Source organism: Mariniluteicoccus flavus, assembly GCF_054776655.1.
On record NZ_BAAHBN010000007.1, the window covers coordinates 45075 to 65047 of the forward strand.

Consider the following 19973-nt stretch of genomic DNA (forward strand, 5'->3'; position numbering starts at 1 on the left):
CGTTACGCGACAGGGCGTCCAGAAGTCTCGCCAGAAGCGACCAGTGGTAATAGCCTCCAAGCATCTGGACCTAGGAGAACCCCATGAGCACGAGCGTCAAGGACGACGAGGCACTGCGCCCCGGCGACGAGCCCCGCACCATCCGCACCGATCCCGACCGGCCGCCGGTGGCCGTCGTGGAGAAGCCGCGATCCTCCAACATCAGCAAGGCCATGTTCATCGGCATCGGCGTGCTCTGCGCGCTCGGCTGGACCATGATCGCGATCGTCCGCGGTGAGCGCGTGAACGCGGTCTGGTTCGTGCTCGCCGCCGTCGGCTCCTACCTGCTGGCGCTGCGGTTCTATTCGCGCCTGATCGAGGCCAAGCTCCTGAAGCCGCGCGACACGCGGGCCACGCCGGCCGAGCAGTTCGCGAACGGCAAGGACTTCATGCCGACCGACCGCAAGGTGCTGTTCGGTCACCACTTCGCCGCCATCGCCGGCGCGGGCCCCCTGGTCGGCCCCGTGCTCGCCTCGCAGATGGGCTATCTGCCCGGCACGATCTGGATCATCGTGGGCGTGATCCTCGCCGGCGCGGTGCAGGACTACATGGTCATGCACCTGTCGATCCGTCGCGGCGGCCGTTCGCTCGGCCAGATGGCCCGCGACGAGCTCGGCCCGGTCGGCGGCTGGGCCGCGCTGATCGGCGTGTTCAGCATCATGTTGATCCTCATCGCCGTGCTCGGCATCGTCGTGATCGGTGCTCTCGCGGACTCGCCGTGGGGCGTGTTCTCCATCGCGATGACGATCCCGATCGCGCTGTTCATGGGCGTCTACCTCCGCTATCTGCGGCCCGGCAAGGTCACCGAGGTGTCGCTGATCGGCGTCGCCCTGCTGGTCTTCGCGATCGTCGCCGGCCACTGGGTCGCCGAGTCGGCCACCCTGGCCCCGATCTTCACGCTGTCGAAGACCCAGCTCGCCTACTGGCTGGCTGCGTACGGCTTCGCCGCCTCCGTCCTGCCGGTCTGGCTGCTGCTCGCCCCACGCGACTACCTCTCGACGTTCATGAAGGTCGGCACCATCGTGCTGCTGGCGTTCGCGATCATCGTCGCCGCGCCGACCATCACCCAGCCGGCGGTGAGCAAGTTCGCCATCACCGGAACCGGCCCGGCGTTCGCCGGGTCGCTGTTCCCGTTCCTGTTCATCACGATCGCGTGCGGCGCGTTGTCAGGCTTCCACGCGTTGATCTCGTCGGGCACGACGCCGAAGCTGATCGAGAAGGAGTCGCAGGCCCGCATCATCGGCTACGGCGGCATGCTCACCGAGTCGTTCGTCGCGATCATGGCGCTCGTGGCTGCGTGCGTGATCGACCAGCACCTCTATTTCGTGATGAACGCGCCCGGCGGCGTCACGGGTGGTACGCCGGAGACCGCGGCCAAGTGGGTCAACGGCATGGGGCTGTTGTCGCCGGGCGGCCAGCCGCTGCCGCCGATCGACCCGAGCGTGATCTCGAACGCCGCCTCGGAGGTCGGCGAGAAGACGATCGTCTCCCGCACCGGCGGCGCCCCGACGCTGGCCTTCGGCATGGCGCAGATCATGAACCAGATCCCGCTGATCGGCGGCCTGAAGTCGTTCTGGTATCACTTCGCCGTCATGTTCGAGGCGCTGTTCATCCTCACGACGATCGACGCCGGTACGCGCGTGGCGCGGTTCATGCTGTCCGACACCCTCGGCAATATCAAGGGCCTCGGCAAGTTCAAGGACCCGTCGTGGCGCGTGGGCGCGTGGCTCTGCTCCGCGGTGGTCGTGCTGGGCTGGGGCTCGATCCTGGTCATGGGCGTCACCGACCCGCTGGGCGGCATCAACATGCTGTTCCCGCTGTTCGGCATCGCCAACCAGCTGCTCGCGGCGATCGCGCTGACCGTGGTCTTCGCCGTCGTGATGAAGCAGGGCCTGTTCAAGTGGGCCTGGATCCCCGGCCTGCCCCTGGCGTGGGACCTCATCGTGACGATGGCGGCGTCGTGGCAGAAGATCTTCTCCCCCGACCCCAAGATCGGCTATTGGTCGCTGCACGCGGCGGCCAAGCAGGCCCTCGCCTCGGGCAAGACGACGTTCTCCACGGCGAAGAACCCGGCCGAGATCGAGGCCGTGGTCCGCAACACGTTCGTGCAGGGCTCGCTGTCGATCTTCTATGCGGTGCTCGTTCTGATCGTGTTCATCGCGGCCCTGGTGGTCGCGGCGAAGGCGCTGCGCAACGGCGGCCTGCCGACGACCGAGACCCCCGACGTGGAGTCGAAGATCTTCGCGCCCACCGGCTTCTTCCCGACCCCGACCGAGAAGAAGGTCGCGGCGGAGTGGAAGGAGGCGGGGCTCGAGCCGAACCCGTACGTGGGGGCGAGTCACGAATGAGCACCGCGACGGCTTCCGTGGTCGGCGTGCTCAAGCGCGTGCGCTGGTATGTCCACGAGATCATGGGCGACAACGCGTACGCGAAGTTCGTCGCCCACCAGCGGGCCCATCACCCGGACGCGCCGGTGCCCACCGAGCGTGAGTTCTGGGACGACAAGCACGCGGACGCGGAACGCAACCCGAAGACGCGCTGCTGCTGACAGACTGGGAGGCGCCCGGTCCGGCCGATCCGGCCGGGCCGGGCGCGTTCCATGTATCGGGATCGTCGGCACCACCGGCGCTACTTTCCAGTAATTTGGGTGGCGTCCCCAGACGAAGGAGTCAACGATGACGACCGCAGAGGCCCAGTCCTCCACCACGACCCGCATCGGCCCCGAGCTCGCGCGCTCGTGGCTGCTCGTCAACGGCTCGCAGGCCGACCGCTTCGACGCCGCGGTCGCCAGCGCCGCCGACGTCGTCATCCTCGACATCGAGGACGCCGTCGCCCCCAAGGACAAGGAGAGGGCGCGCCAGAACGTCGTCGACTTCTTCGAGCGCGGCGGTCAGGCGTGGGTGCGCATCAACGGCTTCGGCACCGAGTGGTGGGAGGCCGACTGCAAGGCACTGGCCGGGTTCGAGGGCATGACCGGCGTCATGCTGGCCATGGTCGAGTCGCCCGAGCACGTCATGAAGACCGCCGACCTGCTGTCGCCGAACCAGAAGATCGTGGCGCTCGTCGAGACGGCGCGCGGGGTGCAACACCTCGACCAGATCGCCGCGTCGCGCTCGACGTTCCGTCTCGCGTTCGGCATCGGCGACTTCCGCCGCGACACCGGCTTCGCCGACGACCCGCTGACCCTGGCGTACGCGCGGTCGCAGTTCACCATCGCCGCCCGCGCGGCGAACCTGCCGGGGCCGATCGACGGGCCGGCCGTCGGCGCGCTCGGCGTGAAGCTGGCCGACGCGGCCGCGGTGACCGAGCAGTTCGGCATGACCGGCAAGATCTGCCTGATGCCGGAGCAGTGCGCGCCGGTCAACGAGATCCTGTCGCCCTCGATCGAGGACATGTCGTGGGCGCTGGACTTCCTGACGGAGTTCGACGCCGATGGTGGGGAGATCCGCAACGGGTCGGACCTGCCGCGCCTGGCGCGGGCGCGGAAGGTCCTGGACCTGGCGGGGGCATTCGGGCTGAAGGCACCGGAGGGGTACGACGTGCACTTCCCGGCGCCGACGGACACGTACCACTGCTGAGCGTGTTCTGACAGGGTTCGCGCTCACGGAGACGCGCCGCGAAGACCCGCGTACGCCCCCTCAGACCTCGAACGGCTCGGTGTCTCCCGCGCCCGCACGAGCTACCACCGGCTCGTCGCCCGTCCAGTCGATGACCGTGGTCGACGACGGGATCACGTCGCCCGAGTCGAGCACCGCGTCCACCTGGTTCGCGAGCTCCTCGTTGATCTGCCAGCCCTCCGACATCGGCTCGGACTGCCCCGGCAGGATCAGCGTCGAGCTCATCAGCGGCGCGCCGAGCGCGTCCAACAGCGCCAGGGCGGTCGTGTGGGGAGGGATGCGTACGCCGACGGTCTTCTTCTTGGGGTGCAGCATCTGGCGCGGCACCTCCTTGGTGCCGGGCAGGATGAATGTGTAGTGGCCCGGCGTGTGGGCCTTCACCGCGCGGAAGACGGCGTTGTCCATCTGGACGAACTGCCCGAGCTGGGCGAAGTCCTTGCAGACCAGGGTGAAGTGGTGCTTGTCGTCGAGTTGCCGGATCGTCCTGATGCGGTCGAGGCCGTCCTTGTTGCCGAGACTGCAGCCGAGCGCATAGCCGGAGTCAGTCGGATAGGCCACGAGGCCGCCACCGTTGACGATGTCCACGATCTGCTGCAGCGAGCGCGGTTGGGGGTTGTCGGGGTGAACGTCGAAATACCGTGCCATGACGGGAGTCTAGACCGCAGGTGACGGATGGCAAGGACCGCTGTCAGGGCAACCCGCCCCTCTCGATCGAGACGGCGCCGCGCAACCCGGTTTTCTGCCAACTAGAGTCGCCCCGTGACCGTCTTCGACCTGACCATCGACCAGCTACGCGCGCGCGAGAGCCTGAAGTGGCGCGCGTACCCCGACGACGTCCTGCCGGCCTGGGTCGCCGAGATGGACTGCGTCCCCGCCGAGCCCGTACGCCGCCGCCTGCACGCCGCGATCGAGACCGGCGACACGGGCTATCCGGTCGGAAACGCCTACCAACAAGCGCTTCGCGCGTACGCCGAGGCCCACTGGGACTGGTCGTTCGACGTCGATGCGGCGTCGGTGATCGTGCCCGACGTCATGCTCGGCATCGTCGCCGTCCTCCACCACTTCACCGCCGACGACGCGGCCGTGGTGATCAACCCGCCGGTGTATCCGCAGTTCTACAAATACCTGGCGTACGCCGGCCGGCCCGTCCTCGACGTGCCGCTGACCGCCGACGGCCGCCTCGACCTCGAGGCGCTCGAGCGGGCGTTCGCCGGGGAGTTGGGGCCGAAGCCCGAGGCGTACCTGTTGTGCTCGCCCCACAACCCCCACGGCACCGTCCACACCCGCGACGAGCTGGCCCGGGTCGCGGAGCTGGCGGCGGAACACGACGTGCTGGTGATCTCCGACGAGATCCACGCGCCGCTGGTGTCGGCCCCGGCCCGTCACACGCCGTTCCTCGCGGTCGACGGCGTACGCAACGCCGTGATCGTGACGTCGGCGTCGAAGTCGTGGAACCTCGCGGGGCTGAAGGCGGGCGTCGCGGTGGCGTCGCCCGACCTCGCGGGACGCCTGCTGGAGCTGCCCGACCAGGTCACCCACAGCGCCAGCCACCTCGGCATCATCGCCCACACCACCGCCCTGCGCGAGGGCCAGCCGTGGCTCACCGAGGCGCTGGCGGAGATCGAGGCCAACCGCGCGTTGCTGGTCGACCTGCTCGCCGCGCACCTCCCGGGCGCGCGCTATCGGCCGCAGGCCGGCACCTATCTGGCGTGGGTCGACTGTTCGGCCTTGGGGCTCGACGACCCGCAGAAAGCGTTCCTGACGCGCGGGAAGGTCGCGCTCAACTCCGGGGCCGAGTTCGGCCCGGGCGGTCAGCAGTGCGTGCGCGTGAACCTCGCGACGTCACCGGAGATCCTGACGGAGGTCGTGCGACGGATGAGGGCGGCGCTGGACTGAGGGGGCTTCGACTCGCTGGCGCTCGCTCAGCCAACGTCAGGGGCGCACCAGTTCCGCCTCGGCGTACGCCTCCGCGGCGACCTCGCGCACACCGATCATCGACAGGAAGATCGTCGGTGCGGTGACCCGCGTACGCACCGACACGGCACCGGCATCGACCTGGACCGTGCCCGGTACGCCGCTGCCCGCCAGGTGGCTCTTCGCCGCCAGCACCGCGGCACCGGGATCGGCGCGACCGCCCAGCCGGGCCTTCGCGCCGGCGTCGCTCGCGGCGCGTGCTGCGCCTGCAGCGGCGGCCTCGGCGCGGCGGGCGGCCGTGACGCGCTGTCCCCCGTCGACGACGAGCCCAGCGACCATGATCAGCGCGGTGACCATGAGCACGACCCACACCGACATCGAGGCGCCGCGCTCGTCGCGCTCCCCCATCGTTCGCCCAGCGACCTCCCGCATGGCCGTCACTCTGCCACCCGCGGGGACCATCGCTAGGCTCGCCGTGTGGCCCATGACCAGCTCACGATCGGCGAGACCGCACGACGCGCCGGCATCGCGCCGTCCGCGCTGCGGTTCTATGAGGCCCACGGGCTGCTCGAGGCCACGCGGACGGCCGGCAACCAGCGCCGCTATCCCCGCTCCACGCTGCGCCGCATTGCCTTCATCCGCTCGGCCCAACGCGTCGGCCTGAGGCTCGAGGAGATCCGCGAGTCGCTCGAGACGCTGCCGGCCGGGCGTACGCCGACCACCGCCGACTGGTCGCGCCTGGCCGAGACGTGGAAGCCGCGCGTGGACGCCGAGATCCGGCGGCTGCAGGCGCTGCGGGACAGCCTCGACCAGTGCATCGGGTGCGGGTGCCTGAGTCTGGAGAAGTGTGCGCTGTCGAACCCGTCGGACCGGCTGGGCGACTCCGCCTCGGGTCCCGTGCTGCTCGACGAGACCACCCAATAGGGTGGATGCGACGCATGAATCACCCGACTTCGAGCACCCGAGTTCGAAATCTACAGGAGGTTGTCTTTCCATGGTCCAGAAGGTTGCGATCCTCACCGCCGGCGGCTTCGCCCCGTGCCTGTCCTCGGCGATCGGTGGCCTGATCCAGCGTTACACCGAGGTGTCGCCCGAGACCGAGATCATCGCCTACAGGCACGGCTACGAGGGCCTGCTCAAGGGCGACTCGATCACGGTGACCCCGGAGATCCGCGAGAAGGCCCACCTGCTGCACGAATATGGCGGCTCGCCCATCGGCAATTCGCGCGTGAAGCTCACCAATGCCAAGGACCTCGTCAAGCGCGGCCTCGTCAACGAGGGCGACGACCCCCTGAAGGTCGCGGCCGACCGCCTCGAGGCCGACGGCGTCGACGTGCTCCACACGATCGGCGGCGACGACACCAACACCACCGCGGCCGACCTCGCGGCGTTCCTGGCGAAGCATGACTATGGGCTGACCGTGGTCGGCCTCCCGAAGACGATCGACAACGACGTCATCCCGATCAAGCAGTCGCTGGGCGCGTGGACCGCGGCCGAGATGGGTTCGCGGTTCGCCCAGAACGTCGTGGCGGAACACAACTCGGGCTCGCGCATGCTGATCATCCACGAGGTCATGGGCCGCCACTGCGGCTGGCTCACGGCCGCGACGGCGCAGCGCTATCGCGAGTGGCTCGACACGCGCGAGTGGCTGCCGGAGATCGGGTTGTCGAAGGAGGCCTGGGACGTCCACGCGGTGTTCGTGCCGGAGGGCCACATCGACATCGAGGCCGAGGCGAAGCGCCTCAACGAGGTCATGGACCGCGTCGGCAACGTGACGATCTTCCTGTCCGAGGGCGCGGGTCTCGACTCGATCGTCGCCGAGCTCGAGAAGTCGGGCGCCGAGGTCCCGCGCGACCCGTTCGGCCACGTGAAGCTCGACAAGGTCAATCCCGGGGCGTGGTTCGGCGACCAGTTCGCCAAGCTGCTGGGGGCCGAAAAGGTCATGGTCCAGAAGTCGGGCTACTACTCGCGGTCGGCGGCCGCGAACCAGGCCGACCTCGAACTGATCAAGCAGTGCACCGACCTCGCCGTCGACTGCGCGTTGAAGGGCGAGTCGGGCGTCATCGGCCAGGACGAGGAGAACGGCGACGTACTGTCGGCCATCGACTTCCCGCGCATCAAGGGCGGCAAGCCGTTCGACATCACGACCGACTGGTTCGAGGCCATGTTGTCCGACATCGGGCAGGCCAAGCCGCAGGCGACCGAGGCCCACTGACGCGTACACGCAACGGCGCCCCGGGGATCATTCCCCGGGGCGCTTGTGCGTCTGGTCGCCTGGACCGCGCGAGGCCGCGTACGCCGGACTCCGCCCTGTGACTCACGCCGGGCTCCGCCCTGTCACGCAACTTGTGCACACGCGTGCACGAGTTGGGGCGACACGCCGGGTCAATAACGCAATCCTCGCACCCGTGTGCACAAGTTGCGGGAGGGGGAACCCCGACCACGTCCGTACGCAGGCCCACGTCCCTACGCAGGCCCACGTCCCTACGCAGGCCCACGTCCCTACGCTGGCCCACGTCCCTACGCTGGCCCACGTCCGTACGCAACCCCGACCCGTCTACCGCCTACGCCTCCGCAGCAGCCACGACAGCAGCGCGCCCACGCCCAGGCCCGTCGTCGTGCCCGTGACCCAGCCGAGGCCCATCGTCATCTGCGCGTTGCGCTCCGCCGCCTCGCGGGACACCGGTGCGGTCCCGTCGAAGGCACGGCGCGCCTCCACCCCACCCGCGTACGCCTGCTCGCGCGCCTGGGCACGTTCCCGGTCCTGGCCGGCCAGCACGGCCTGGGCCTCCTCGACCGACTTCACGGCGGTCGCGCCGGCCATGCGACGCGAGCGCTTCGCCGGCGGGATGACGTCGGGACCCGGGATCGGATAGGTCGGCGCCGGGCGTCCCTCCTTCGCCGCCTCCTTCTTCTCCTTCTCCCATTCCTTGACCGACTCCTGGTGCTTCTGCCGCGCGCGGTCGGCGTCGGCCTCCTCCCAGTGGCCCTCCACCGTCTCGGCGTCAGGCCCCATGGCCCGGACCGGCTCGTCCGCGTCGGTCCACTTGCGGGCGATCGCAGGCTGGTCGCCGGTCGCGATCCACGCAGCGATGAACAGGATCAACCGGGCGAACAGGTTGAAGAAGAGCATGATCACGATGACCGGGCCGAACAGCGCCGCAGCCGGGTTCTTCGAGAACGACCCCATGAGGATGCCGGTGAGGTATTGCAGCACCACCAGCCCGATCGAGCCCGCCAGCGCCCCCTTGGCCAGGTCGCGCACCGGCGTCTTCTCCTCCGGCAGCACCCGGTAGATGTACAGGAACAGCAGCCAGCCCGTCCCGATCGAGATCACCAGCGGCACCAGCCTCATGATCACCGCGATGCCGGGCACCTGGTCGAGCCCGAGCGCCGACACCACGGTGTCGCTCAGCGACGTCGCCGCCGACGCGAGCCCGAACGTCACCGCGACGAACAGCAGCAACGCGATCAGGATGCCCATGTTCTTCAGCGTCTCGACGACGATGTTGGACTTGCGCTCCTCCTCCTCGAAGTCGGGCCGCCACTGCGCGCGTACGGCCGACTTCAGGTTCGCGATCCAGCCGGCCCCCGCGTACAGCGCCGACAGGATGCCGACGGCCCCGATCGCCTTCCAGTTCTCCAGCGCGTTCTCGATGACGCCGATGACCTTGTCCTTGGTGTCGCCGGGCGCCCCGGCGAGCTGCCCCTGGACGACGTCCTTGACCTGGTCGAGCAGGTCGGGCCGGAGCGTCGTGAGCGTCATGCCGGTGATGGCGAACGCGAACATCAGGATCGGCACCATCGCGAGCACCGAGAAGTAGGTGATCGCCGCCCCGAACTGGTTGCCCAACCGGTTGCCGAAGCGCGCGTTGGCCCGCAGCAGGTGGGCCACCCCCGGCTTCGCCGTCACCGCATCGACCTGCTCCATCGAGACATCCCTTCGTTCGCGTACGCCGACCCTATCGACCCATCACCGCCCAGGACCCCGGGCGCCGCGTCACTCCCCGTACGCCTCCACGGGCGGGCACGAGCACACGAGGTTCCGGTCGCCGAACACGCCGTCGATGCGCGCCACGGCAGGCCAGTACTTGTCCTGGCCCACGCCCGCGATCGGCCCGCGGTGCTGACCGGCCGGGTACGCGGCCTCGCGTCGCGAATAGGGGTGGCTCCACTCGTCGTCGGTCACCCGCGCCAGCGTGTGGGGGGCGTTGTGGAGCGGGTTGTCGTCGGCCGGCCACTCCCCCGCACCCACGCGGTCGATCTCGCCCCTGATCGCGATCATGGCGTCGCAGAACCGGTCGAGCTCATACAGCGACTCCGACTCGGTCGGCTCGACCATCAGCGTGCCCGACACCGGGAACGACATCGTCGGCGCGTGGAAGCCATAGTCGATCAGGCGCTTCGCCACGTCGTCGACCGTGACCTTGGTCTCCTTCGTGATCGGACGGAGGTCCAGGATGCACTCGTGGGCGACCAGGCCGCCCTGACCCGCGTACAGCACCGGGAAGTGGTCGCCGAGCCGCTTCGCGATGTAGTTGGCGTTGAGGATCGCGTTCTGCGTCGCGCGCTTCAGCCCCTCCGCACCCATCATCGCGATGTACGCCCAGCTGATCGGCAGGATGCCGGCCGAGCCGAACGGCGCCGCCGAGACCGGGCCGACGCCCGTCGCGGGGCCGGCCTCGACCGACAGCGGGTGGTTCGGCAGGAACGGCGCCAGGTGCTCGGCCACAGCGACCGGCCCGACGCCCGGACCGCCGCCGCCGTGGGGGATGCAGAACGTCTTGTGGAGGTTCAGGTGGGACACGTCACCGCCGAACTCGCCGGGCCGTGCGATGCCGCACACGGCGTTGAGGTTGGCACCGTCGATGTAGACCTGGCCGCCCGCCTCGTGGACCAGGCGGCACAGCTCGGTGACCGTCTCCTCATAGACGCCGTGCGTCGACGGGTAGGTGATCATGATCGCGGCCAACTCATCGCCGTGCTTCTCGAGCTTGGCGCGCAGGTCGTCCATGTCCACCGAGCCGTCACCGGCGCTCTTCACCACGACCACACGCATGCCGGCCATCGCCGCCGACGCCGCGTTCGTGCCGTGGGCCGAGCTCGGGATCAGGCAGACCTCGCGCTGGTCGTCGCCGTTGGCCCGGTGGTAGGCCCGGATCGCCAGCAGGCCCGCGAACTCGCCCTGCGAGCCGGCGTTCGGCTGGATCGAGACCCGCGCGTACCCCGTGATCTCCGCCAGCCATTCCTCGAGGCTCGAGATCAGCGCCTCGTAGCCCTCGGCGTCCTCGGCCGGCGCGAACGGGTGGAGGTTCGCGAAGCCGTCATAGCTGATGGGCTCCATCTCGGTGGTCGCGTTCAGCTTCATCGTGCACGAGCCGAGCGGGATCATCCCCCGGTCGAGCGCGAAGTCGCGGTCGGACAGCGTACGCAGGTAGCGCAGCATCTCGGTCTCCGAGTGGTACGCGTGGAACACCGGGTGCTCGAGGAACGGCGTGGTGCGCGTACGCTCCCCCAGCCCGCCGTACGCCGCCTCGCGCTCGAACGCCGTCTGGATCGTCCCGCAGACGACCTCGAGGTCGACGTCCTGGGTGTCCTCTCCGACGGAGACCCCGACGTGGTCGGCGTCGACCAGGCGCAGGTGGACGCCGCCGTCGCGCGCGTCGGCGACGAGCTGCTCGGCGCGCCCCGGCACCTTCAGCAGCAGCGTGTCGAAGAAACTGTCGTGGACGACCTCGACGCCCTCGGCCTGCAGCGAGCCGGCCAGCGCGCGGGCCTTCTCGTGGATCGCGCGCGCGATGCGGGTCAGGCCGTCGGGGCCGTGGTAGACCGCGTACATGCCGGCGGTGACGGCCAGCAGCACCTGCGCGGTGCAGATGTTGGACGTCGCCTTCTCGCGGCGGATGTGCTGCTCGCGCGTCTGCAGCGCCAGGCGGTACGCCGCCGTCCCGTCGGCGTCCTTCGACACGCCGACCAGGCGGCCCGGCATCGAACGCTCCAGCCCCTCGCGCACGGAGATGAACCCGGCGTGCGGGCCGCCGTAGAACAGGGGGACGCCGAACCGCTGCGACGAGCCGACGGCGACGTCGGCACCCCACTCGGCCGGGGCCTCGGTCAGCGTGAGGGCGAGCAGGTCGACCGCGGCGATCACGATGGCACCGTTGTCGTGGGCCTTCTCCGCGATGGCGGTCAGCTCGGCCAGCGGCGCCAGGCGGCCCGACGCTCCCGGCGTCTGCACGACCACGGCGAACGCCTCGTGGGACTGCAGCGCCTCGACCAGCGAACCCTGCGCGACGACGACCTCGAAGCCCATGGCCTGGGCGCGCGTACGCACCACCGCGATCGACTGGGGCAGCAGGTCGGCGTCGAGGACGACGACCGACCCCTTCTTCGTCGTACGCCGGGCCAGCATGACGGCCTCGGCCACCGCGGTGCCCTCGTCCAGCAGCGACGCGCCCGCGGTGGGCAGGCCGGTGAGGTCGGACACGACGGTCTGGAAGTTCAGCAGCGCCTCGAGGCGGCCCTGGGAGATCTCGGGCTGATAGGGCGTGTACGCCGTGTACCACGCCGGGTCCTCCAGCACGTTGCGCCGGATCACCGGCGGCGTGAGCGTGCCGTGGTAGCCCAGGCCGATCATGGCCCGGAAGGGGTTGTTCATGGCGGCCAGGCCCTGCAGCGCGTCCTGCACCTCGGCCTCGGTGATCGGGGCGGGGAGCTGGGCGAGGTCGCCGCGGATCGCGGCCGGCATCACCGCGTCCACCAGGGCGTCGAGGCTGTCGAGCCCGAGCGCGTCCAACATCGTGCGCTGGTCACCCGCCTCGGACCCGATGTGACGACGCCAGAAGTCCGGCTCGTTGGGCTGGGTGGGGGCTGCCTGGTCGACCATGGTCCCGTGCTCCTTCGCTCGGTGGGCGCCGGGGATCGGGAACCCGTCCGGCCGGATTGCCGGGGCGCCGCCGCCTCACACTAGTCGACCCCTGCCCACGATGTGGGCAGGGGTCGCAGCGATTCTGTGTCACTTCTCCGAGCGAGCCAGCGAGTCGAGGAGAGCTGGCTGAGCGACGAAGGAGTCCACAGCGCTGGCTGAGCGACGAAGGAGTCGAAGTCAGCTCACGTCGCGCGCACGGCGGCGGCGCGAGAGCTCGTCGTCCAGCACCGGCTGCTCGTGGGCGCGCTCGCCCGGAAGCTCCAGCAGGCTGCCCTCCAGGTCGCGCCAGACCGAGCCCAGCGCGATGCCGAACATGCCCTGACCGCCGCGCAGCAGGTCGATGACCTCGTTGTCGGTGGTGCACTCGAAGACCGACACGCCGTCGGACATCAGCGTGACCTGGGTCAGGTCGTCGACGCCGCGGGCACGCAGGTGTTCGATGGCGCGACGGATCTGCTGCAGCGAGATGCCGGCGTCGATGAGGCGCTTGATGACCTTGAGGATGAGGATGTCGCGGAACGAATACAGCCGCTGCGACCCGGAGCCGGACGCGCCGCGCACCTCGGGCGTCACGAGGCCCGTGCGGGCCCAGTAGTCGAGCTGGCGGTAGGTGACGCCGGCCGCCGAGCAGGCCACGGGGCCGCGGAAGCCCATGTCCTCGGGCACGGGCGAGAAGTCTCCGTCGAAGAGCAGGTCCTGGCCCAGCTCCGGGACTTCCGGCGACTCGATGTCGTCGTGCCTGGTGTTCACGTGTCCTCGCTCAGGGGGAAGGCGATGCGTGGAATTCCACGCGTGGGATTAGTTGGAACCTATGCCCCGCCCGGGCGCCGGTCAACGACGCTCGCGGCCGTGTTGGTCACGAAATGGTGGAGTTCTCACCCCGGTCTCTCCCGACAAACGCCCGCTGACAAGGGCGTACGCGAATCCGCGCGAAACGGTCGGCGACACGCCGCTCGTCTCGACCCCCACTTGAGGCTCAGCCGGGGGTTCCGCCGCGGCCCGGGTCCTCGTCGGTCACGAAGTCGTCGGGGTTGACGTGGTCGAGGAACTCCCGGAACTCCTCCACGACGTCATCGGACTCCTCGTCGGGGACGTCGATGCCGGCCTCGTCGAGCACCTCGTCGGCGCACAGGATCTCGGCGCCCGAGCGCAGGGCGAGCGCGATGGCGTCCGACGGCCGCGCGGACACCTCGACGCCGTCGACGATGAGGCTCGCGAAGAAGGTGCCCTCGTCGAGGCTCGTGATGTGGACCTCGGTGAGGCGGTGGCCCAGGTCGCCGAGGAGGTTCACCATCAGGTCGTGGGTCAGGGGTCGCGGTGGCACCAGACCCTCTTGGGCGCTGGCGATGGCCGACGCCTCGTTCGCGCCGATCCAGATGGGCAGATAGCGCTGCCCGCCGATCTCCCGCAGGAGCACCATCGGGATGTTGGAGGGCATCTCCACCCTGACTCCCATGACATCGAGTTCCCGCATGACGACCAGCCTACGCGACAACACCAGTTCGGCGCTGCGACCGGTTCAGCGGTCCGCGGCGATCCGCATCATGGCGGCGTGCACGTGGATCATCAGCTGGGTGGCGTCGTGGGTGATCTGGCGATTGCCGCCGGCGCGCCGCTGGTAGGGCGTCACGGCCTGCTCCACCAGCCCGTACTCCCGGTGGGCGAAGCTCTTCACCTGCCGCAGGTGGCGCGCGTCGATGCCGAACTCGGCGAGGCGGCGCGCCGCGATGGCGATGGTCACGGCGTCGCGGCCGTAGTAGCTGGTGCCGCGCCGCGGCACGACCAGCGTCTCCTTCTCCAGTTCGATCAGCTGCGGCTCGGTCAACCCGCTGGCCTCCAGGAGTTCGCGGCGCGACATGCGGAGCGCCGGGCGGCGCTGGCCCTGCGCGGGCGGGGTGGCGCGTACGCCGGGTTGCGCCTGGGCGGGGGTCGCGGTCGTCGACTCCGCCGCCGGGGACTCGGCGGCCGGGGTCGGGGCGTCGATGCGGGGCGGCGCCATGCCGCGATCCATCATGTCGAGGTGTTCGCGGATGACCTTCAGCGGCAGGTAGTGGTTCTTCTGGACCGAGAGGATGTAGCGCAGCCGCTCGACGTCACGGTCGGCGTACTTCCGATATCCCGAGGACGGGGCGCGCTCCGGCGAGACCAGGCCCTCGCTCTCGAGGAACCGGATCTTGGAGATGGAGATGTCGGGGAACTCGGCCTTGAGGATGTTCAGGACCTGCCCGATGCTGCGCTGGGGCCCGGCCATCAACCCAAGCCGTGCGAACTCGCGAAATAGACCATGCGGAATTTGCCGATCTGCACCTCGTCGCCCTGCTTCAACGGCACCTCGCCGTCGATCAGCGTGCGGTTGACGTAGGTGCCGTTGAGGCTGCCCACGTCGCTGACCGTCATGCCGGTCTCGGTGCGGGCGAACCGCACGTGGTGGCGCGAGACCGTGATGTCGTCGAGGAAGATGTCGGAGTCGGGGTGCCGTCCCGCGACGGTCTCCTCACCGTCGAGCAGGAACCGCGCACCGGCCGAGGGGCCGCGCAGCACGATGAGTAGCGCGTGGCCCGCGGGCAACGACGCGACCGCCGCCTCCTCGTCGGCCGACAGCTCGGTGACTCCGGTGGTCACCTCGTCGACGACGACGGGGATCTGCTTCGTGTCGCTCTGGGTCGCCTCGGTCGCAGCCTGCTGCTCCGGCTTCGCGAGCGGCTGGCCGCACTGGCCGCAGAAATTGCTTCCCTCGGGGTTCTGGTGGCCGCAGCGCGTGCAGTAAGGCATCACTCGACTTTCTCTTCGGTGACCGGCGGCCGGGGGGCCGCGTTCGGACAGTCTAGGCGTACGCCGGCCCGGGCGGAATCACCGGGACCGGCGCGTGCACAGGACTTTCTCAGCCGGTGGGGCCGAGGTTTCAGGCGCCCACCGACTCGGCGTACGCGTCGGCGTCCATGAGCTCCTCGAGCTCCTCGTCGGAGCTGACCTCGACCTCGAACAGCCACCCGTCGCCGTAGGGGTCGGCGTTGATCGTCTCGGGGGCGTCGGTCACGCGGTCGTTGACCCCGGTCACGACGCCCGCGACGGGCGAGAAGATGTCGGACACGCTCTTGGTCGACTCGAGCTCGCCGCACGAGTCACCCGCGGCGACCTCGATGCCCACGTCGGGGAGCTGGGCGAAGACGATGTCGCCGAGCTGCTCGGTGGCGTACTCCGACACGCCGATGCGCACCGTCTGGCCGTTGCCACGACGCACCCACTCGTGCTCGGCGCTGTATTTGAGGTCCTCGGGAAAGTTCACCATCGACTCCTTCGACGATTCCGGCGGCGCCGAGGGGTTTCGACGTGTCCGACACGCAGGTGAATCAGCGCGCGGGCCGAGCGTACTGATGCGGGACCGGCGCGTGCAAGGAACGCACCTCGACACGCTCGAGCCGCTCGATCGTGATCTGGCCGCCGACGGCGGGCTTCGTCACGTCGCTGGCGAGGCCGCCGCGGAACCGGGCCGCCTCCTCGAGTGCGTGGGGGTCGCCGATGACGTCGAGCACGATCGTGCCGGCCACCGGGCGACCGTCGATCGTCGTGGCGCCGGTGGGCCCGCCGATCCACGATTCCGCGACGATGCGGACGGTGTCGTTGGCCTCGATCACCTCGGCCCCCGCGTCGCGCATCTCCTCCAGCGCGTCCAACAGCGTGGCGGCGTCGACCTTGTGGCGCGGGTCGGTGATGGTGATGCGTACGCCTGGTCCCTGCGCGGCGGCCGTCCCCGCCAGGATCGCCAGTTCGTCGAGGCGGGTGCGGGCGGCCGTGCGGGCCACCTGGGCGGAATCGCTGCCGGTCTCGAGGTCACGCCGGGTGTTCTCGAGCTCGCGGAGCTCGGCCTCGAGGCGGCGCGACTCGGCGCCGAGACCGTCGACGAGCTGCACCAGGTCTTCGCGCCGGGCCGTGGAATAGGACGCGTCGGCGCCGCGGGCCCGCACCTGCATGACGAACCCCATGGCGAGGAGGCCGAGGACGACCGCGATGACGACCTGGCCGCGACCGGGGCGCACGAGGGCCAGGCCCAGGCGGCGGAGGGCGGAGGGTTCGGTGCCCTCGGCCGGCTGATCAGGCATGGAACAGGGCCCGTCGGATCGCGGCGGCGTTGGTGAAGATACGGATGCCGAGGACCACGACGACTCCGGTCGACAACTGCGAACCCACGCCGATCTGGTCACCCACCCAGACGATGGCCGCGGCGATCAGGACGTTGGACACGAACGAGACGACGAAGACCTTGTCGGTGAAGATGCCGTCGAGCCACGCCCGCAGGCCGCCGAACACGGCGTCGAGGGCGGCCACGATGGCGATGGGGAGGTAGGGCTGCAGGAACGCGGGCAGGCTCGGCTCGAGGACGATGCCCAGCACGATGCCGAGCACGAGTCCGAGAATCGGGATCACGGCATCCTCCTCGCGTGCCTGAGCGCGATGCCCGGGTCGGCGGACAGGCGCAGGTCCTTGGTCTCGCTCACGTCGTAGCGCATGCCGTAGCGGTTCTTCAGCGCGCCCCACGACCGGCCGCCCGGTGAGGCGGCGAGCCTGGCGGCCAGCGTACGCGGTTCTCCGATGGCCTCGACGCGATAGGGACGCACCAGGGAGCGGTAGTCGACCGTGATGCCGTCGCCGGCTCCCCGGATCGCCGTGACGGCCGACAGACGGTGGCCGTTGATGGCGACGGCCTCCGCGCCCGACTCCCACAGGGCGTTCGCGAGCTGCTGCAGGTCGCGGTCGATGACCCGGTTGGCCCGGTCCTCGCCCGGCGCGTCGTCCACGACCACCACGACGCCGGGACCGGTCACCGGCAGGGCCCCCACGCGCGCGCCGACGGTCTCGACCTGGTCGGACAGGCGGCGGTCGTCCTCGGTGCCGAGCACGCGCTGGCGCAACTCCTGGCCCCGCGCCCGCTCGGTGTCGACCTGGGCCCGGAGTTCGTCATGGCGTGCCTCGGCGCCGTGGATCTGTTCGATGAGCGACTCCCGCTCGCGCGCCGCCGCGGGCGCCTGCTTGGTGGTCTGGACGCCGGACAGGGCGAAGAGGCCGCCCAGCGCCACCGTGGCCAGGGCCAGCAACCAGCGTTGGCGGGGCGGTCGCTCCCCCGCCGCAGCGCGGGCGTAGTCCGGGTCGATGGGGTTGCGGAGCACCTGGTTGAGCAGGTCCATCGACGAGTCGACGCGGCGCGGCGCCGGCGCAGGGGTCGACGGTTCGGTGCTCATGGTCCGCCCACACTAACCCCGAAACGGGAGTTCGTCCGCCGTGCGCAGGCGTCGGCGTACGCGTGGGTGATCCTGGGGCCCACCTGCGCCCAGTCGAAGCGGCGGACATGGGCGGCGGCCGCGGCGACATCGGTCGGTCCGCTGAGCGCCTCGGCGATGGCGGCGGCCAGTGCCGAGGCGTCGCCGACGGGGACGAGGCGGGCGTGGACCCGGCCGTCGTCGCCGGTGCAGACGTGGCGGAAGGACTCGAGGTCACTGGCGACCACCGGCGTCCCGGCCGCGAGTGCCTCCACGAGGACGAGCCCGAAACTCTCCTGCCCGGTGTTGGGCGCGACGACGACCGACGAGCGGCGCAGGAGCCGGGCGCGGTCGGCGTCGGTCAGCGCGGGGAGGCGGACGAACGGCTCGGGCAGCGTGCGCCGGCCCGGCCCGGCGGCAACGAGCTCGATGTCGGGGACGGCGCGAAGCAGGGCGGGTGCGGCCGCGAGGAGGGTGTCGAGCCCTTTGCGCGGCTCGTCGAGGCGGCCCAGGAAGGTGACGCGCGGCGGTCGATGAGCCAGGTGTCCCCCGGCGAACTCGTCGACCGAGAAGCCGTTGGGGACGATGTCGGGATCCACGCGATAGGGGCCGCGTACGGTGGCGGCGGCGGTCTCGCTGACCGCGATCGCGACGTCGATGCGACCGATCGCGTGCCGCAACAGGCGCCCCGCCGCGGCCCGGGCGAGCGAGGGGTCCGCGACGGAGTGGAAGGTCGCGACGACAGCCGTCCGGTCCGGCGCGGAGAGGAGCGCGTGCAGCGAGGCCGAGGGGGTGACGGGCTCGTGGACGTGCAGCACGTCGAGGTCGCGGGAGGCCAGCCACCGGCGTACGCGACGGGCGGTGAGGGGGCCGCCGGCGATGCGCGCGGTCGACCCGTTGGCCGGCACGGGGATCGCGCGGCCGGTGGAGGTGACGTGGGCGTCGGTCAGCCCGTGGGCGGCCAGTTGGCCCTGGGCGGGCCGTCCCGGGGCCAGGACGTGGGGCTCGTGGCCCTCCGCGAGGAGGTGGCCGGCCAGCCCGAGCACGTGGTTCTGGACGCCGCCGGGACGCGCGAGCGAATAGGGGCAGACGAGACCGACCCGCAGCTTGACACCCCCACGTTCTCCGAGCGAGGCCGCGGCCCCACGTTCTCCGAGCGAGGCCGCCTGCGGCCGAGACGAGGAGCTCACCGATCCTCCGCGAAGAACGGCTGGAACATGTGCCAGTCCTCCGGATGGGCCCGCACCTGCGCCGCGAACACGTCGGCGAGGTCCTGGGTCATCGCGATCAGGCCGTCGCGTCCCGGTCGGTGCTCGATCGGCTCGGAGATCTCGATGACCATGCCGTCGGGGGTGTAATGGCAGGCCGCGACGAGCAGCGCGGCCCCGGTCGTGCGGGCGATCATTGCGGGGCCGGGCGGCAGCGTGACCTCGTGGCCGGACCACGTGACGGGCAGTCCGGTGCCGGGCAGGTCACGGTCGCCCATCAGGCAGACGAGGCGGCCGTTCTCGATCGCTCGCACGAGCGCGCGCGGTGCGCGGGGATCGTCATGGGCGAACACGTCCATGCCGAGCCGCGCGCGGATCGCGGTGAACGCCGCGAACTCCTGCTCCCCCAGCCGTTCGGCGACGGTGGTGACCGGCATTCCGGTCGCACAGGCCCACGCCCCGGCGAGGTCCCAGTTGCCCATGTGGGGCAACGCGACGACGGCACCGGTGGTGGCGTACGCCTCCCGGAGCCGTCGGTCGTCCTCCGGCGCGATGGTGATGGAGGCGATCGCCCGCTCCGGACCCCAGCCCGGGACGGCCTGTGCCTCGACGTAGATCCTCACCCAGGAAGCGATCGCGGCCCGCATGAGGGCCCGCGTCGGTTCGGTCCCGGTGGTCAGGGCGAGGTTGCGCCGGAGGTTGCGCAGGTGCGACCAGTCGATGGGCAGGGCGCCGCGGGCGATGCCGTGGCCGAGGCGGATCGTCGCGCGCGTGGACAGCTTCGGGGCGACGCGCCCGACGGCGGCGAAGAGACGCCAGTTGACGGCATCGACGGACCGTTGGCTGAGCGAGCGCTCCCCCCGCACACGTTGGCTGAGTGAGCGCTCCCCCCGCACACGTTGGCTGAGCGAGCGCTCCCCCCGCACACGTTGGCTGAGCGAGCGCTCCCCCCGCACACGTTGGCTGAGCGAGCGCTCCCCCCGCACACGTTGGCTGAGCGAGCGCTCCCCCC

20 protein-coding genes are annotated in these 19973 nt (G+C 70.5%); 6 read left to right on the forward strand and 14 right to left on the reverse strand.

What is annotated here, in order from left to right:
- The first annotated feature begins 212 nt into the window (after nt 1–212).
- The 3 genes from ACYVAG_RS12495 (at nt 213) to ACYVAG_RS12505 (ending at nt 3617) form a co-directional block, all read left to right on the forward strand.
- Nucleotides 213–2387 (forward strand): carbon starvation CstA family protein, encoded by a 2175-nt coding sequence (locus tag ACYVAG_RS12495; protein ID WP_460770282.1) that lies wholly within the window; start codon nt 213–215, stop codon nt 2385–2387.
- Nucleotides 2384–2587 (forward strand): YbdD/YjiX family protein, encoded by a 204-nt coding sequence (locus ACYVAG_RS12500; protein WP_460770127.1) that lies wholly within the window; start codon nt 2384–2386, stop codon nt 2585–2587. Before ACYVAG_RS12495 ends, ACYVAG_RS12500 begins: the two co-directional genes overlap by 4 nt.
- Before the next feature lie 127 nt (nt 2588–2714).
- Nucleotides 2715–3617, forward strand: coding sequence for an HpcH/HpaI aldolase/citrate lyase family protein (locus tag ACYVAG_RS12505; protein WP_460770128.1), 903 nt, complete (start codon nt 2715–2717; stop codon nt 3615–3617).
- Nucleotides 3618–3677: 60 nt separating this feature from the next.
- On the opposite strand, the gene ACYVAG_RS12510 is transcribed toward ACYVAG_RS12505, so the two are convergent.
- On the reverse strand, nt 3678–4301 hold the full coding sequence (locus ACYVAG_RS12510; protein WP_460770130.1) for an L-threonylcarbamoyladenylate synthase: 624 nt from the start codon (nt 4299–4301) through the stop codon (nt 3678–3680).
- Between the two features lie 114 nt (nt 4302–4415).
- Between ACYVAG_RS12510 and ACYVAG_RS12515 the strand changes: the two genes are divergently transcribed.
- A complete protein-coding gene (locus ACYVAG_RS12515) occupies nt 4416–5552 on the forward strand; it encodes a MalY/PatB family protein (RefSeq protein WP_460770131.1) in 1137 nt (378 codons plus the stop codon).
- Nucleotides 5553–5588: 36 nt separating this feature from the next.
- Here ACYVAG_RS12515 and ACYVAG_RS12520 read toward each other — a convergent pair whose 3' ends face one another.
- Nucleotides 5589–6002 (reverse strand): pilus assembly protein TadE, encoded by a 414-nt coding sequence (locus tag ACYVAG_RS12520; protein WP_460770132.1) that lies wholly within the window; start codon nt 6000–6002, stop codon nt 5589–5591.
- A gap of 45 nt (nt 6003–6047) precedes the next feature.
- Between ACYVAG_RS12520 and soxR the strand changes: the two genes are divergently transcribed.
- Together soxR and ACYVAG_RS12530 are read left to right on the forward strand one after the other, a co-directional pair.
- Nucleotides 6048–6494 (forward strand): redox-sensitive transcriptional activator SoxR, encoded by a 447-nt coding sequence (soxR, locus tag ACYVAG_RS12525; protein WP_460770134.1) that lies wholly within the window; start codon nt 6048–6050, stop codon nt 6492–6494.
- A gap of 70 nt (nt 6495–6564) precedes the next feature.
- The gene (locus ACYVAG_RS12530) at nt 6565–7785 is read left to right on the forward strand and encodes a pyrophosphate--fructose-6-phosphate 1-phosphotransferase (RefSeq protein WP_460770135.1); all 1221 of its coding nucleotides are present in this window, start codon (nt 6565–6567) and stop codon (nt 7783–7785) included.
- Between the two features lie 342 nt (nt 7786–8127).
- Here ACYVAG_RS12530 and ACYVAG_RS12535 read toward each other — a convergent pair whose 3' ends face one another.
- From ACYVAG_RS12535 to ACYVAG_RS12590, 12 genes are all read right to left on the reverse strand, one after another.
- On the reverse strand, nt 8128–9501 hold the full coding sequence (locus ACYVAG_RS12535) for a YhjD/YihY/BrkB family envelope integrity protein (RefSeq protein ID WP_460770137.1): 1374 nt from the start codon (nt 9499–9501) through the stop codon (nt 8128–8130).
- A gap of 69 nt (nt 9502–9570) precedes the next feature.
- A complete protein-coding gene (gcvP, locus tag ACYVAG_RS12540) occupies nt 9571–12456 on the reverse strand; it encodes an aminomethyl-transferring glycine dehydrogenase (RefSeq protein WP_460770139.1) in 2886 nt (961 codons plus the stop codon).
- A 219-nt stretch (nt 12457–12675) separates the two neighbouring features.
- Nucleotides 12676–13248, reverse strand: coding sequence for a MerR family transcriptional regulator (locus tag ACYVAG_RS12545; RefSeq protein WP_460770140.1), 573 nt, complete (start codon nt 13246–13248; stop codon nt 12676–12678).
- A 226-nt stretch (nt 13249–13474) separates the two neighbouring features.
- Nucleotides 13475–13972 carry a bifunctional nuclease family protein gene (locus tag ACYVAG_RS12550; protein ID WP_460770142.1) on the reverse strand — a complete coding sequence of 166 codons (498 nt, stop codon included), beginning with the start codon at nt 13970–13972 and terminating at the stop codon, nt 13475–13477.
- A 45-nt stretch (nt 13973–14017) separates the two neighbouring features.
- A complete protein-coding gene (gene ftsR, locus ACYVAG_RS12555; protein ID WP_460770143.1) occupies nt 14018–14749 on the reverse strand; it encodes a transcriptional regulator FtsR in 732 nt (243 codons plus the stop codon).
- The gene (locus tag ACYVAG_RS12560) at nt 14749–15270 is read right to left on the reverse strand and encodes an FHA domain-containing protein (protein ID WP_460770145.1); all 522 of its coding nucleotides are present in this window, start codon (nt 15268–15270) and stop codon (nt 14749–14751) included. The genes ftsR and ACYVAG_RS12560 overlap by 1 nt, the downstream gene beginning before the upstream one ends.
- A 130-nt stretch (nt 15271–15400) precedes the next feature.
- Nucleotides 15401–15787, reverse strand: coding sequence for a glycine cleavage system protein GcvH (gcvH, locus tag ACYVAG_RS12565; RefSeq protein ID WP_460770146.1), 387 nt, complete (start codon nt 15785–15787; stop codon nt 15401–15403).
- 61 nt (nt 15788–15848) lie between these two features.
- Nucleotides 15849–16598 (reverse strand): DUF881 domain-containing protein, encoded by a 750-nt coding sequence (locus tag ACYVAG_RS12570; RefSeq protein WP_460770147.1) that lies wholly within the window; start codon nt 16596–16598, stop codon nt 15849–15851.
- On the reverse strand, nt 16591–16923 hold the full coding sequence (locus tag ACYVAG_RS12575) for a small basic family protein (protein WP_460770149.1): 333 nt from the start codon (nt 16921–16923) through the stop codon (nt 16591–16593). Before ACYVAG_RS12575 ends, ACYVAG_RS12570 begins: the two co-directional genes overlap by 8 nt.
- The gene (locus ACYVAG_RS12580) at nt 16920–17735 is read right to left on the reverse strand and encodes a DUF881 domain-containing protein (RefSeq protein ID WP_460770150.1); all 816 of its coding nucleotides are present in this window, start codon (nt 17733–17735) and stop codon (nt 16920–16922) included. The genes ACYVAG_RS12575 and ACYVAG_RS12580 overlap by 4 nt, the downstream gene beginning before the upstream one ends.
- Nucleotides 17732–18943: a glycosyltransferase family 4 protein gene (locus ACYVAG_RS12585; RefSeq protein ID WP_460770151.1), complete on the reverse strand. Its 1212-nt coding sequence runs from the start codon at nt 18941–18943 to the stop codon at nt 17732–17734. Before ACYVAG_RS12585 ends, ACYVAG_RS12580 begins: the two co-directional genes overlap by 4 nt.
- Nucleotides 18940–19827 (reverse strand): phosphatidylinositol mannoside acyltransferase, encoded by an 888-nt coding sequence (locus tag ACYVAG_RS12590; RefSeq protein ID WP_460770153.1) that lies wholly within the window; start codon nt 19825–19827, stop codon nt 18940–18942. Before ACYVAG_RS12590 ends, ACYVAG_RS12585 begins: the two co-directional genes overlap by 4 nt.
- Between the last annotated feature and the right edge of the window lie 146 nt (nt 19828–19973).